Genomic DNA, 12,970 nt, shown 5'->3' with positions numbered 1-12,970 from the left:
CGCGATGCCGTTTGCCGGCCGCGTCGAATCACAAGGATGATCCCAAAGGACAGTGCCCGCCTGCCGGGCGCTCGCGACGCCATCATGCAGACGATCACGAGCCAGGATGTTGCCGGACGAGGGGAACGGGAACCGCTATGGACGTTGTTCCGGGTCGTGTTCGGCCTGTCGGCGTTGTCATGGGGCGGACTCGCTCTCATGGCGCAGCTTGAAAACCATTATGTCGAACGCAAAGGCCGTCTCTCGCGCGTCGCCTTCTCCGATCTGATCGCGCTGGCGTGGATGGTGCCCGGCCCGGTGGGCTGCAACGTCGCCGTGCAACTCGGGCATGCGTTGCGCGGCCGCGCCGGCGCCTGGATCGCGGGCATTGCGAGCGTGCTGCCCTTTTTCATGCTGATGACGCTGTTCGCGATCTTCTACCGCACGCCGCTCGTGCGCGCCGCCGCTTCGCAAACTTTGCTCAATCACTTCAGCGTGGTGCTGGCCACGCTGATCGCCATCACCTGGTACAAACAGACGCGCGCGCTGGTGCGCGGCAAGCTCGAATGGATTGCGACGGTGCTCGGTTGCGTCGCGCTTTTTTATGCGCACAGTCCGGCCGCTTATGTCGTCATGCTCGCGGCGGCCTTCGGCACAGGCTGGCTGGTGAGCCCGGTGCGCAACACGCCCGTTGTCGTGTCGTTCGCGCGCGGCGACTGGCAGATGCTGAGCGCCTTGTGCGCATTGCTGGTGTTGTTCGCGTTGCCGCTGCCGCATCGCTACGACCTGGCGCTGTTGTGGCCACGGCTTGCCGGAGCCGGCATGACGTTGTTCGGCGGCGGCTTCTCGGCGTTGCCGGTGCTCAAGACGCTATTCGTCACGCCGGCGATCGGTGTCTCGGATAACGACTTCACTCTGGCGTTTTCGCTGTCGCCGTTGTCGCCCGGTCCGCTGTTGAACGTGGTGCCGTTCTTCGGCTATCTGGTGGATGGCTGGGCGGGCGCGCTGATTGCCACGCTCGCGCTATTCGTGCCGTCGGGCTGCCTCGTCGTGCTCGCGCAACGGCATCTGCATCAGTTGAAGGCCAATCCGCGATTCGAGCATGGCATGCGGATCCTGCGCGCCGTCACGACCGCGTTTCTCGCGGTGGCCGTGTTTCGGATTGCCGCGCATGTGCCGTTCAGGCCGGTCTATCTGATGACCGCGCTATTCTCCGCCATGTGCTTCGCCAGGCTGAAGGTGCCGGTGTACGTGGTGTACGGAACGGTGGCGGTGGTGTGCGGGCTGTGGCTCGCGTACGGCGCAATGATCTAGACGGCGGCGATACCGCGCGATAACGACGACGCTCGATGGGATACCGCGCGGCGGTATCGCCACGCGGCTGGCGGACTTGAAACGACGCAGCGGCCTCAGAAGCCGCGCGACAGCACCGCAACGCCGATCGTCACCACGCCAAGCACGATATTGATCAGCACCAGACGACGGATCGTGCCGACGGCGCGCGCGCCATCTGGCCATTTTTGCGCCTGCACCGCGCGACGGATGCGCGGAAACACGGCAAAACGGATGTGCCCGAAGATCAGCATCATCACAATGCCGAGGCCCGCCATTGCATGCAGCGGCCAGGTGGCGTGGCCGCCGCCGAATTGCATCAGCAGGAATCCGCCGGTGAGAAGGATCACCAGCACGGCGGCGGCGACCCAATTGAAGAAGCGGCTGAACACCGATTCCCACAGCGGCAGGCGTAATTGAGGCGATAGATCGGCAATTGCCGGACGCAGACAGAAATGGGCGAACACCATTCCGCCTACCCACACCGCAACCGCGAGCAGATGCAGAAAGAGCGCGAGTTCGATAGCCTTGTTCATGTTGTTTTCCTCTCCCGACGACGCCACACCGCTTATGACGAGTGATACTGGCAGCGGCTATTGAATGGAATGCCGCAAAACCTGGCGGCCCGGCGCTTTCCTGAGCGCACGTTCGACCGCGTGGTCCGCAGGCAGTTCCATTGCACTCGTGGCTCTCACGTCGTTGTCATTGTTATCGCAGCACCTCCGCCGTAATGGCGTGGCGACGCGGCTCCCCGTACTGCGCACGGCAAGCGTCCCGCATGCTAGCAGACGCTTGCCGTGTTCCCACGTCAATCTTTGTTAAACGGCCAGCACCGGACGCATGCTTTCGAGCTTCATCTTGCTCTCAGGCGCACGCCCCTTGCGCGCCCGCTTGCCGATATGCGGCGCAAGCGCCGCGCCGCTCACCTTTTCCTCGTCCACACGGCCGCCGCGGCGCGTGCCGATCAACACCACACCCGCGTTGTTGATCGAGAGCGCCTGCACCAGCGTTTCCTTCTCGTCGAGCGCCATTAGCGTGACGCCGCGGCCGCCGCCCGAAAGCGTCTTCATCTCGTCGAGGCCGAACACCAGCAGACGCCCGTTCGAGGAGAGACACGCAATGTGCGTCGCATCCGGCAGCATCGGCATCGGCGCGAGCGGTTGAGCGCCGGCGTCGATCGTCATGAACGACTTGCCGGCCTTCACACGGCTCACCATATCGCCGACCCTGGCAATGAAGCCAAAGCCGTTGCTCGAAGCGAGCAGCAACGCCTGATCCGCGGACGCCGCGTAGTAATGCATCAGATGGCTGCCCGACTCCAGCTCGATCAGCGACGTGACCGGTACACCGTCGCCGCGGCCGCCCGGCAGCATGGCGACCGCCACCGAATAGACACGGCCATTGCTGCCCCACGCGACCAGCGTGTCCGGCGTGCGGCACTGGAACGCCGCGTAGAGCCCGTCGCCGGCCTTGAACGTGAAGCCCGCCGCGTCGAGCCCGTGGCCCTTCAGCGCGCGCACCCAACCCTTCTGCGACACCACGACCGTGACCGGTTCGTCGACCACGCGCGCTTCGAACGTCGCGCGCTTTTCCTGCTGGATGAGCGTGCGGCGCTCGTCGCCATACTGCTTGGCGTCGCCTTCTATTTCCTTGATGAGCAGCCGCTTCATGGCCGACTCGCTGCCGAGCAGTTCTTCCAGCCTGGCCTTCTCGTCTTTGAGTTCGGCCAGTTCCTTCTCGATCTTGATCTTCTCGAGCCGCGCCAGCTGGCGCAGCCGGATTTCAAGAATGTCTTCGGCCTGACGGTCGGACAAGCCGAACGCGGCCATCAACGCGACCTTCGGTTCGTCCGATTCGCGAATGATGCGGATGACTTCGTCGATATTCAAAAAGACGATCATCCGGCCTTCGAGGATATGAATCCGGTCGTCGACCTTGCTCAAACGATGCCGCGTGCGACGCGTGACCGTGGCGAAGCGGAACGCGATCCACTCGTGCAGGATTTCGCTCAAGCCCTTCTGACGCGGCCGGCCGTCGCCGCCCACCATGACCAGATTCAGCGACGCGTTCGATTCGAGGCTCGTATGCGCGAGCAGCGTGTTGACGAAATCGGTCTGATCGATACGGCTCGACTTCGGCTCGAACACGAGGCGCACCGGCGCGTCCTTGCCGGACTCGTCGCGCACCGCGTCGAGCAGCGCCAGCATGGTCTGCTTGGTCTGCAACTGTTCGGGCGTGAGCGTTTTCTTGCCGAGCTTGATCTTCGGATTGGTCTGCTCTTCGATTTCCTCCAGCACCTTTTGCGCGGCCGTGCTCGGCGGCAGTTCGGTGATGACCAGTTGCCACTGGCCGCGCGCGAGTTCTTCGATCTTCCAGCGCGCGCGCACTTTCAGGCTGCCGCGGCCGGATTCGTAGGCGGCGGAGATTTCCGCTTCGCTCGAAATGATCTGGCCGCCGCCCGGAAAGTCCGGGCCGGGAATGTACTGCATCAATTCGGCGTGCTGGAGCTTCGGATTGCGGATCATCGCAACCGCGGCCGCCGCGACTTCGCGCAGATTGTGCGACGGAATTTCCGTGGCCAGACCCACCGCAATGCCGGACGCGCCGTTCAGCAGCACGAACGGCAAGCGGGCGGGCAGCAGCCTCGGCTCGTCGAACTCGCCGTCGTAGTTCTTCATGAAATCGACCGTGCCCTGGTTGATTTCATCGAGCAGCAGTTTCGCGATCGGCGTGAGGCGCGCTTCCGTGTACCGCATGGCCGCTGCGCCGTCGCCGTCGCGCGAACCGAAATTGCCCTGCCCGTCGATCAGCGGATAGCGCATCGAAAAGTCTTGCGCGAGCCGCACCAGCGCGTCATACGCGGACTGGTCGCCGTGCGGGTGATACTTACCGAGCACGTCACCGACCACGCGCGCCGATTTGACCGGCTTCGCGTTGTCGGAGAGACCCATGTCGTTCATCGCGAACAGGATGCGGCGCTGCACCGGCTTCTGGCCGTCGCACACATCCGGCAGCGCGCGACCCTTGACCACGCTCACCGCATAGTCGAGGTACGCGCGCTCCGCATAATTGCCGAGCGTGAGAAAGTCGCCTTCCGGAGGCGGCGGCTCGGTGAAAAGGTCGAGAGTGTTATCGTCGTCCATCTAGATTCCGTATCCGTGTTTGGCGTGAAGTTGCCGTGCGTTTTCGATACCGATGCGCGCGCTATTTGTCATGAGCGCCATGAGCGCTATGAGCGCGCTCAGATATCCGCTTCTACTTCGTTGCCCTTTTCTTCCAGCCAGCTGCGCCGCGATGCCGCTTCGCCCTTGCCCATCAGCATCGTCATGCGCGCGACCGTGGCGTCGTAGTCGAGCTCGCCGAGCGCCACGGGAGTCAGCCGCCGCGTGTCGGGATTCATCGTGGTGTCCCACAACTGCTCCGCGCTCATTTCGCCGAGGCCCTTGAAGCGGCTGATCGACCACTGCGTGTCGCGCACGCCGTCCTTGCGCAGCTTGTCGAGAATCGCTTCGAGCTCGCCTTCGTCGAGCGCATAGAGCTTCTGCGCCGGCTTCTTGCCGCGCGCGGGCGCGTCGACCCGGAACAGCGGCGGACGCGCCACACACACGTGGCCACGTTCGATCAGCTGCGGGAAATGCTTGAAGAACAGCGTGAGCAGCAGCACCTGAATATGCGAACCGTCGACGTCCGCATCCGACAGAATGCAGATCTTGCCGTAGCGGAGATTGGACAGATCGACCTTGTCGTCCGGGCTATGCGGATCGACGCCGATCGCCACCGAAATGTCGTGCACTTCGTTGTTGGCGAACAGCCGGTCACGCTCAGTTTCCCACGTGTTCAGCACCTTGCCGCGCAGCGGCAGGATGGCCTGATATTCCTTGTCGCGGCCCATCTTCGCGGAGCCGCCCGCCGAATCGCCTTCCACGAGGAACAGTTCGTTGCGGCCGATTTCCGTCGATTCGCAATCGGTCAGCTTGCCCGGCAACACCGCCACGCCCGAGCTCTTGCGCTTCTCGACTTTCTGCCCGGCACGCGTGCGCGCCTGCGCCTGCTTGATGACGAGGTCCGCGAGCTTCTTGCCGTGCTCGACGTGCTGATTCAGCCACAGCTCCAGCGCCGGCCGCGCGAACGACGACACCAGCTTGACCGCGTCGCGGCTATTCAGTCGCTCCTTGATCTGCCCTTGGAATTGCGGATCGAGCACCTTCGCCGACAGCACGAACGACACGCGCGCGAACACGTCTTCGGCGAGCAGCTTGACGCCCTTCGGCTGCAGGTTGTGCAACTCGACGAAGCTCTTCACCGCCTGATAGAGACCGTCGCGCAAACCGGATTCGTGCGTGCCGCCCGCGGGCGTCGGAATCAGGTTCACGTACGACTCGCGCATGAGCGTGCCTTCTTCGCTCCACGCGACGACCCACGACGCGCCCTCGCCTTCCGCGAAGGTCTCTTCGCTCGCGCGCGAGTTCTCGACATAACGCTCGCCCTCGAACAGCGGAATCAGCAGATCGCTGCCGTTCATGCCTTCTAGCAGATAGCCGCGCAAGCCGTCTTCGTATTTCCAGCTTTGCTGTTCGCCGGTTTTCTCGTTGATCAGCGTGACTTCCACGCCCGGCAGCAGCACCGCTTTCGAGCGCAGCAGACGCTGCAATTCGCCGAGCGGCAGGTTCGGCGAATCGAAGTATTTCGGATTGGCCCACGCGGTGACGCGCGTGCCGGACTTCTTGTCGCCTTTCGTGGCAGGGCGCACTTCGAGTTCCCTGGCGACGTCGCCATTGGCGAAACTCAGCTCGGCAACCTTGCCTTCACGCCACACGGTGACGTCGAGGCGCGTGGACAGCGCGTTGGTGACCGACACGCCCACGCCGTGCAGGCCGCCCGAGAACGTGTACGCGCCGCCGGCGGCTTTATCGAACTTGCCGCCCGCGTGCAGGCGCGTGAAAACGATTTCGACGACCGGCACGCCTTCTTCCGGATGCAGGCCGAACGGAATGCCGCGGCCGTCGTCTTCCACCGAGACCGAATGGTCGACGTGCAGCGTGACCGTGATTTGCCGGCCGTGGCCGCCGAGGGCCTCGTCCGACGCGTTGTCGATGACTTCCTGGATGATGTGCAGCGGATTCTCGGTGCGGGTGTACATGCCGGGCCGTTGCTTGACCGGCTCCAGACCCTTCAACACCTTGATCGACGCTTCGCTATACGCGGCGTTTGGCTTTTTCGTAGACATGGTTGACTCGGGTGCGTCGGTTCATCGTTGTCCACAGCTCCTGTGGACAGGTCCGTGGACAATGCGTTGAGTTTTCAAAAAAAGCGAAACGAAACAATGAAGTTAGGTGGGGTGCCCGTGGTGCGGGCAAGCTGTTTGTCGCATGGCTTCCCGGTGGCGCGCTCGACGGCGGCCCGAAGCCGGCCCTGCGTGAACTGCATGAAGCCAGGGCGGGCAACGTCGACGCCGGTGCGAACGCCGGGGAAGCCTGTTCGCGGGGTATTTTACTGATTTCGATCCGCGCGGCAATTCACGACACGCGGGATTGGCCATCCGGACAAGGCGCGGCGGCGCCGCCGTTTAATCCCGCGCCGCGCCGGCGCCTCACTTGCGGCGATTTTCCAGCTCGTCCCAGCGCTCGAGCGCGACCAGCAGTTCCTCGTCGATCGCGGCGTAGCGTTCGGTCAGGCGCGTACCTTCCTGCGCATCTTTGGCGAACACGGAGCCGTCTTCGAGTTGCGCGCCGATCGTTTTCTGCTCCGCTTCGAGCGCGGCGATCTTCCCCGGCAGCGCCTCAAGTTCGCGCTGCTCCTTGAACGACAGCTTCGCGGCGCGTTGCGTATTGCGGCCCGCGGAACCGTCTTTGCCCGGCGCCGCGTCTTTGCCCGCGTCCTTGCCGGCTTCTTTCTGCGCGTCCAGCGCCATCTGCTGCGAGCGGTCGCGCTGGATCTGCCAATCGGTAAAGCCGCCGACGTACTCGCGCCACTTGCCGCCCCCTTCCGACGCGATCACCGAGGTCGCGACGTTGTCCAGGAACGCGCGATCGTGGCTGACCAGCAGCACCGTGCCGTCGTATTCCGTAAGCAGTTCTTCGAGCAGTTCGAGCGTGGGAATATCGAGGTCGTTGGTCGGCTCGTCCAGCACCAGCACGTTGGCCGGGCGTGCGAACAGGCGCGCGAGCAGCAGACGGTTACGCTCGCCGCCCGACAGCGACTTGACCGGCGAACGCGCGCGTTCCGGCGCGAACAGGAAGTCGCCGAGGTAGCTCATGACGTGCTTCTTCTGGCCGTTCACTTCGACCCACTCGCTGCCCGGGCTGATGGTGTCGGCGAGGCTCTTTTCCAGATCGAGCTGCGCGCGCATCTGGTCGAAATACGCGACCTGCAGATTCGTGCCGATGCGCACCGTGCCTTCATCCGGCGCCAGTTCGCCGAGGATCAGCTTGAGCAGCGTGGTTTTGCCCGCGCCGTTCGGGCCGACAAAGCCGATCTTGTCGCCGCGCATGACCGTGGCCGTGAAGTTGTCGACCACCGTGCGCGAACCGTAGCGTTTGGTCACGTCGGTCAACTCGGCGACGATCTTGCCCGACTTCTCGCCCTGGCCGACGTCGAGCTTGACGTTGCCCTGCACGTTGCGGCGTTCCGCGCGCTGGTTGCGCATTTCCACGAGCCGCGCGATCCGGCCGACGCTGCGCGTGCGACGCGCCTCGACGCCCTTGCGAATCCACACTTCTTCCTGCGCGAGCAGTTTGTCGAACTTGGCCGCCTCCACCTGCTCGACTTCGAGCTGCTGCGCCTTGCGCGTCTGGTAAGCCGAGAAATTGCCCGGATACGACAGCAGGCGCCCGCGATCCAGTTCGACGATGCGCGTGGCGACGCGATCGAGAAACGCCCGGTCGTGGGTAATGAAAAGCAGGCCCGCGCGCAGCGAGACCAGCAGATCTTCGAGCCAGCGGATGCCTTCGAAGTCGAGGTGGTTGGTCGGCTCGTCGAGCAGCAGCACGTCCGGCTGCACGACCAGCGCGCGCGCCAGCGCGACGCGCTTTTGCATGCCGCCCGACAGCGAACCCACCCGCGCCTCGCCGTTCAGGCCGATCTGCTGCAGCGTGGTCGACACGCGGGTGCTCCAGTTCCAGGCGTCCACGGCGTCCAGCGACGACTGCAGCGTGTTCATGCGCGACATCAGCGCGTCGTGCTCCGCGCCTTCCGGCTCGTCGGCGAGCTGGTTGGCGACCGCGTCGTATTCGTCCAGCAGCGCGCGGGCGTGCGTGAGGCCGGCGGCGACCGCGTCGAACACCGTGTCGTCCGTATCGAACTCCGGCTCCTGCGGCACGTAAACCGTGGTCAGGTTCTGCTGGCGCGTGACGAGGCCGTCGTCAGGCCTGGTCAGATCGGCGACGATCTTCAGCAGCGACGACTTGCCCGCGCCGTTGCGGCCGATCAGCCCGACGCGCTCGCCCGCTTCGAGAGAGAAATCCGCGTGATCGAGCAACGCGACGTGACCGAAGGCCAGTTGGGCTCCGGTAATGGTGTAAAGCGACATGGAGAATTGGAGAAGACAGCGATGAGTCGGAACTGCCCATTGTACCGGGCGCAGGGGCGGCTGCCTGTCTGCCGGAAGAGATAGGCCGAATGGCCGGCTTGCCGGACACGAATAAACCCGGCGCGGATAGCGCGGAAGCCTGCTGGCACGGCCGGAGCGCCTTGGCGCGCGCCCGGCCGTCTCGCGTGGCGGATTACTTCACGTGCACCGTGATGGTCTTGCTCAGGTCCGGACCGTACGAACGATGCGCGCCGTCGCCGAATTGCAGCGTCAGCGTGTGGTCGCCCGGCGGCAGCGTCAGATCGGTTTCGGTCTGGCCCTTGCCGAAATGCAGCGACTTGTCGTTCGCGGGGATCACCTCGCCCTTGGGCACCGGCTTGCCGTCCACCAGTAGATGATGGTGGCCCGTGCCTTCCGTCATCGTGCCGGCCGGCGCGATCTTCAAGCCGTCGACGCCGAACACCACGTGGACCGGATTGCTGACGGTCGCGCCGTCCGCCGGCTGGACGAACGACACGCTTGCGGCCTGCGCCACGCCGGATACGGCGAGCAATCCGGCCAGTACCGTACCGGCCAACCATGTGTTTCTGAACATCGTTTTTCTCCTTGTTGGGAAACGAGAGTCATGCGCGAGTCATGCCGGCGACGACGGCGCGCTCAGTGATCTGAGTCCGATCGTCGCAATTCATGCGGGGCGCCCCGGCGCGCCGGTCCAATAGATCAGCAGCGGATCAGAGCATACACGCAGTGTGTGACGCGGTTCGTCCGGTGGATTCAGAGTTTACCGCCGGACGTGCCGGGCGGTTTGCGGCGCTGCCGCGCGGGTAGTTTTCTGCCGGATTGACAAATTCCGGTAATATTGCGGATCGCCGCCGTGCCCAAAAAAGGGGCAGACTGGGCGGATCATTGCATTGAACTGGAAAAGAGTGCGTCGTGAGCGAAGTAATCGAAGTGACTGAATATAAGAGCTGGGTCTGCCTGATTTGCGGCTGGATCTACAACGAGGAAGAAGGCCTGCCCGAAGAAGGCATCGCGCCGGGCACGCGCTTCGCCGCGATTCCCGAAGACTGGCGCTGCCCGCTTTGCGACGTGGGCAAGGCCGAGTTCGCGGTGGTGGAGTTCTGAAGCGGATTGATCGGGTTGCCGGAGCGCGGCGCTGATTGTTTGCGCAAGCCGGCGGTTCGTGCGGCCCAGCAGGCTATATGCTTGCTGGGCCGTTTGGTTTGTGGGATTCGGGTGGCGCATGCCGGCCGGATGCAGCCCTCCTCGCGGTCGGGCGTGTTTGATATACTCTGCGCTCGCCGGTGAATCCGGACGCCGCCTGATCCTCGCGGAGCTTGTCCGGGAGCGGGATTGCGGCGATTATTGTGGTTTGGTCCTCTCCCTGTAGTTCAATGGATAGAACAAGTGCCTCCTAAGCGCTAGATACAGGTTCGATTCCTGTCAGGGGGACCAGATAGCTTCCCAGTAGCTCCCAACTATGCCCAGAAAAGCCCCGTAAGCCTTGTACTGCGGGGCTTTTTGCTGCCATTCTTGCCCAAGGTTGCCCAATACAAGCCAGATTCGTTGGGGGTATCGGTGGGGATATCGCCGGAAGTGTCCCTTAGCCGCCGCACGCCAAGCCCGCCTTGCCGCTCAAAACTCGATTTGTCTCGCAGCAAACTGATTCTCGGGATCACGCTCCCGTCTATCGGCGTTCGATTTCATCACGCTGCCCGCGCCCAAAAGTATTCTGACCAAAGCCGTCCCGGACATTCCGCCAGCCCAAAGAAAAAACCCTTTTCAGTTCTTAAAGTCATATCGGAACATGAGCGCTGACGCACAAAGGTCGCGTGCTGAAAATGGCCGAGCCTTCGGACACGAAAGAATATGAAGCCAAGATCATCCATCGCTTCGGCGATCAATGGGAACTTGAGCCAATCATCGAAAGGTGATCGCCGGCGGACCACAAGCTAACGCAGCAAAATTGATCCCACACGCGAGAACAGATGCGCCTGCCAGGGGCGCATCAAAACAAATAACCGCCCAAACCGATGCTGCATGCGACCACGTCTGCGCGCACCGGGCGGTGGCAGAAATCCTGCTGGCACGGCTTCGATTCCGTCGAACATCGAAGGTTGAAATTCCGCAAATATCTCCGCTCGTAACAGCCGCGCATCCAAGGTTTTTGCATGGATAGCAAGGTACCGCGCGATGATTGGTTTATCACCGTCAAAGTGATCCAGGATATGTAAATACGCTATAGACTCGCAGAACCGTTCATTAAGCAGCCGGATGTTCGCGGCATGTTCTTGCGCGCGCTCAAGCACAACTTCGGGTTCGTAAGTATCCGGCGCAGCCAAACCGGCAACGACTGAATTGGCCTGTCGCTCACCGTTATCGTCAACCGATTCCTGATCCAGCCGAAACGCTGTTCGCAGGGTCCTGTTTGCGAATTTTCCAAAAGCCTTCCAAAGCTTTTTCAGAACGGCCTCTTGCAGTTTTTCGTCCTCAGGTTCAAGTTCGACACCGAGTTCCTGCTGATAGTCATTGGCAGCAATAAAAGCGTCAACCTTGAGATCGTCGACCGTATATTCTTTTCTCGTGGTACTAGCGATTCTCCGAAGCTGATCGAGCATGGGTTCGATCAAACGCTCGAAAAAGGAGGCTTCCCGTTTTGCATCCATGCGATCACCCCGGAAGGAAAGAGCCGATCCTACAATCGGCCCTATCTCAAAACCAGGACTGTCCCACAAGGGATTTCCCTGGCAGGATGGTGTGCGGGGATAGCCCTCCATAAGGCGGAACTGACACTCGCGTATATCCGCAGACAGACGATGCCGCCGTCAAGTAGTCTTCCACGACGAAACCCTCGCCGAACTGCTCTGCTAACGGCGTTTCAAGCCCGCAAGGCAAAGCCGCGAGCCACCCTACCGTCTCGCTGACAACAATCAGACACCAACCCCCTACACCACCACACCACGCCGGACCGCGAGCCGCGACAAGATCAGTCTCTGCACGGGAATCTCTATCAGATGATGAACCGCCGCCGCAACCGCGATAGCCGCCAACCAGTACAAGACAGCCTTGACCGCAACCGGATAGCTTCGCGCCATATACCCGTGATCCTCGGCAAACCGCAAGACGAGTTGATGCACCACGTACAAAGCAAAGCTGATCTCGCCAAGATAAATGAAAGGCCGAGCTCGAAGAAGGCGGGACAGGCCGCCGTCTTCCAGCGCGAACACCGCTATCAGCAAAGCAAACAGAACACCCACGCCACAATTGGAAAGCCAGATTGCAACGGGCTTGCTCAGATGAAAGGGTAGATCCGAGACAACCCGGAGATCGGTTGCCCAGATCGCCGACACGACAATCAGCACAGCGCCGCTCTCGAACGCGCTCGCGCGCCAGCCACCTTCAATGGCATTCCGAAGTGTTGCCCGTAGTTGATAGGCAGCGATGCCCATCATGAATTCGCTCAGCCTGGTTATCGGCGAAATGTACGCGGACCACAGCATAAGGGGCCGGCCCATGTTCTCGAAGATGACCAGCATTGCAGCCGTGACGAGTATCGTTGCCGCGAGCTTGACCACCCAGGTGGCATTCACCCGCCAGATCAGCAATGGGAAAACCACATAGAAAAAGGCCTCATCGGACAAGCTCCATGAGACTCCATTCAAGGAGAAGTACGTGTCGATATCGGGTGACCACGCATGCAGCAGCAGCACGTTAAGGATTGCCGCAGTGCTGCCAACCGACCCGCCTTCATAATGGATCAGCCACGCTGCCGCAGCAGCGCCAACGAGGTGAAGGGGCCAAATCCTGGCCAACCGCTTGATGTAAAAGACGTAAAGATCCGATCTTGAGGTGATCGTTCTGTGGGTGTGAGCGAGGATATAGCCAGACAGAACGAAGAAGAGGGACACGGCTTGCGTGAGCGCCAGGTGTTCAGCGAGCCCGAAATAGCCGAATTCGCGGCGGGTGTGGAAAACAACCACCATGCCCGCAGCAAAAAACCGCAACGACGTAAGCGAGTCGATTTTTTGAGCCGGCACTGTAATGTCCCGAGAAATTTCGACATATCAGCAGTGTCCGTGCCTGCGCCCTCACAGGCGGTAATTCGCAGACACAATTGCCCTCGAACTTAGG

The 12,970-nt window shown here is 62.2% G+C and carries 9 protein-coding genes and 1 tRNA gene; 3 read left to right on the top strand and 7 right to left on the bottom strand.

Features of this window, described 5'->3' with window-relative positions:
* Window positions 1-84 precede the first annotated feature (84 nt).
* Window positions 85-1,293, top strand: coding sequence for a chromate transporter (locus BXE_RS05435; RefSeq protein WP_011487382.1), 1,209 nt, complete (start codon window positions 85-87; stop codon window positions 1,291-1,293).
* 95 nt (window positions 1,294-1,388) lie between these two features.
* Here the strand turns inward: BXE_RS05435 and BXE_RS05430 are convergent, their stop codons facing one another.
* The 5 genes from BXE_RS05430 to BXE_RS05410 all read right to left on the bottom strand — a co-directional run bounded on the left by BXE_RS05430 (window position 1,389) and on the right by BXE_RS05410 (window position 9,434).
* Complete coding sequence (locus BXE_RS05430) at window positions 1,389-1,847, bottom strand: CopD family protein (protein WP_007175733.1); 459 nt, start codon at window positions 1,845-1,847, stop codon at window positions 1,389-1,391.
* Between the two features lie 282 nt (window positions 1,848-2,129).
* The gene (gene parC / locus BXE_RS05425; protein ID WP_011487381.1) at window positions 2,130-4,454 is read right to left on the bottom strand and encodes a DNA topoisomerase IV subunit A; all 2,325 of its coding nucleotides are present in this window, start codon (window positions 4,452-4,454) and stop codon (window positions 2,130-2,132) included.
* 98 nt (window positions 4,455-4,552) lie between these two features.
* Window positions 4,553-6,538 (bottom strand): DNA topoisomerase IV subunit B, encoded by a 1,986-nt coding sequence (locus BXE_RS05420; protein WP_011487380.1) that lies wholly within the window; start codon window positions 6,536-6,538, stop codon window positions 4,553-4,555.
* 363 nt (window positions 6,539-6,901) lie between these two features.
* Complete coding sequence (locus tag BXE_RS05415) at window positions 6,902-8,839, bottom strand: ATP-binding cassette domain-containing protein (RefSeq protein ID WP_011487379.1); 1,938 nt, start codon at window positions 8,837-8,839, stop codon at window positions 6,902-6,904.
* 193 nt (window positions 8,840-9,032) lie between these two features.
* Complete coding sequence (locus BXE_RS05410) at window positions 9,033-9,434, bottom strand: DUF4399 domain-containing protein (RefSeq protein WP_011487378.1); 402 nt, start codon at window positions 9,432-9,434, stop codon at window positions 9,033-9,035.
* Window positions 9,435-9,772: 338 nt separating this feature from the next.
* Between BXE_RS05410 and BXE_RS05405 the strand changes: the two genes are divergently transcribed.
* Together BXE_RS05405 and BXE_RS05400 are read left to right on the top strand one after the other, a co-directional pair.
* Window positions 9,773-9,964, top strand: a complete 192-nt coding sequence (locus tag BXE_RS05405; protein ID WP_007175738.1) for a rubredoxin — start codon at window positions 9,773-9,775, stop codon at window positions 9,962-9,964.
* Between the two features lie 255 nt (window positions 9,965-10,219).
* Window positions 10,220-10,294, top strand: a tRNA-Arg gene (locus BXE_RS05400).
* Window positions 10,295-10,791: 497 nt separating this feature from the next.
* Here BXE_RS05400 and BXE_RS05395 read toward each other — a convergent pair.
* Window positions 10,792-11,505, bottom strand: coding sequence for a hypothetical protein (locus tag BXE_RS05395; RefSeq protein ID WP_049782094.1), 714 nt, complete (start codon window positions 11,503-11,505; stop codon window positions 10,792-10,794).
* 279 nt (window positions 11,506-11,784) lie between these two features.
* Window positions 11,785-12,876, bottom strand: a complete 1,092-nt coding sequence (locus BXE_RS05390) for an acyltransferase family protein (protein ID WP_011487375.1) — start codon at window positions 12,874-12,876, stop codon at window positions 11,785-11,787.
* Window positions 12,877-12,970 lie beyond the last annotated feature (94 nt).

The organism is Paraburkholderia xenovorans LB400, from assembly GCF_000013645.1.
GTDB lineage: Bacteria > Pseudomonadota > Gammaproteobacteria > Burkholderiales > Burkholderiaceae > Paraburkholderia > Paraburkholderia xenovorans.
This window is presented reverse-complemented; position numbering and strand designations above follow the sequence as displayed.

Excerpts from the sequence above, each read along its gene's own strand:
- BXE_RS05420 (WP_011487380.1), bottom strand. The coding sequence starts at position 6,538 with ATGTCTACGAAAAAGCCAAACGCCGCGTATAGCGAAGCGTCGATCAAG.
- BXE_RS05410 (WP_011487378.1), bottom strand. The coding sequence starts at position 9,434 with ATGTTCAGAAACACATGGTTGGCCGGTACGGTACTGGCCGGATTGCTC.
- BXE_RS05415 (WP_011487379.1), bottom strand. The coding sequence starts at position 8,839 with ATGTCGCTTTACACCATTACCGGAGCCCAACTGGCCTTCGGTCACGTC.
- BXE_RS05435 (WP_011487382.1), top strand. The coding sequence starts at position 85 with ATGCAGACGATCACGAGCCAGGATGTTGCCGGACGAGGGGAACGGGAA.
- BXE_RS05395 (WP_049782094.1), bottom strand. The coding sequence starts at position 11,505 with ATGGATGCAAAACGGGAAGCCTCCTTTTTCGAGCGTTTGATCGAACCC.
- BXE_RS05430 (WP_007175733.1), bottom strand. The coding sequence starts at position 1,847 with ATGAACAAGGCTATCGAACTCGCGCTCTTTCTGCATCTGCTCGCGGTT.
- parC (WP_011487381.1), bottom strand. The coding sequence starts at position 4,454 with ATGGACGACGATAACACTCTCGACCTTTTCACCGAGCCGCCGCCTCCG.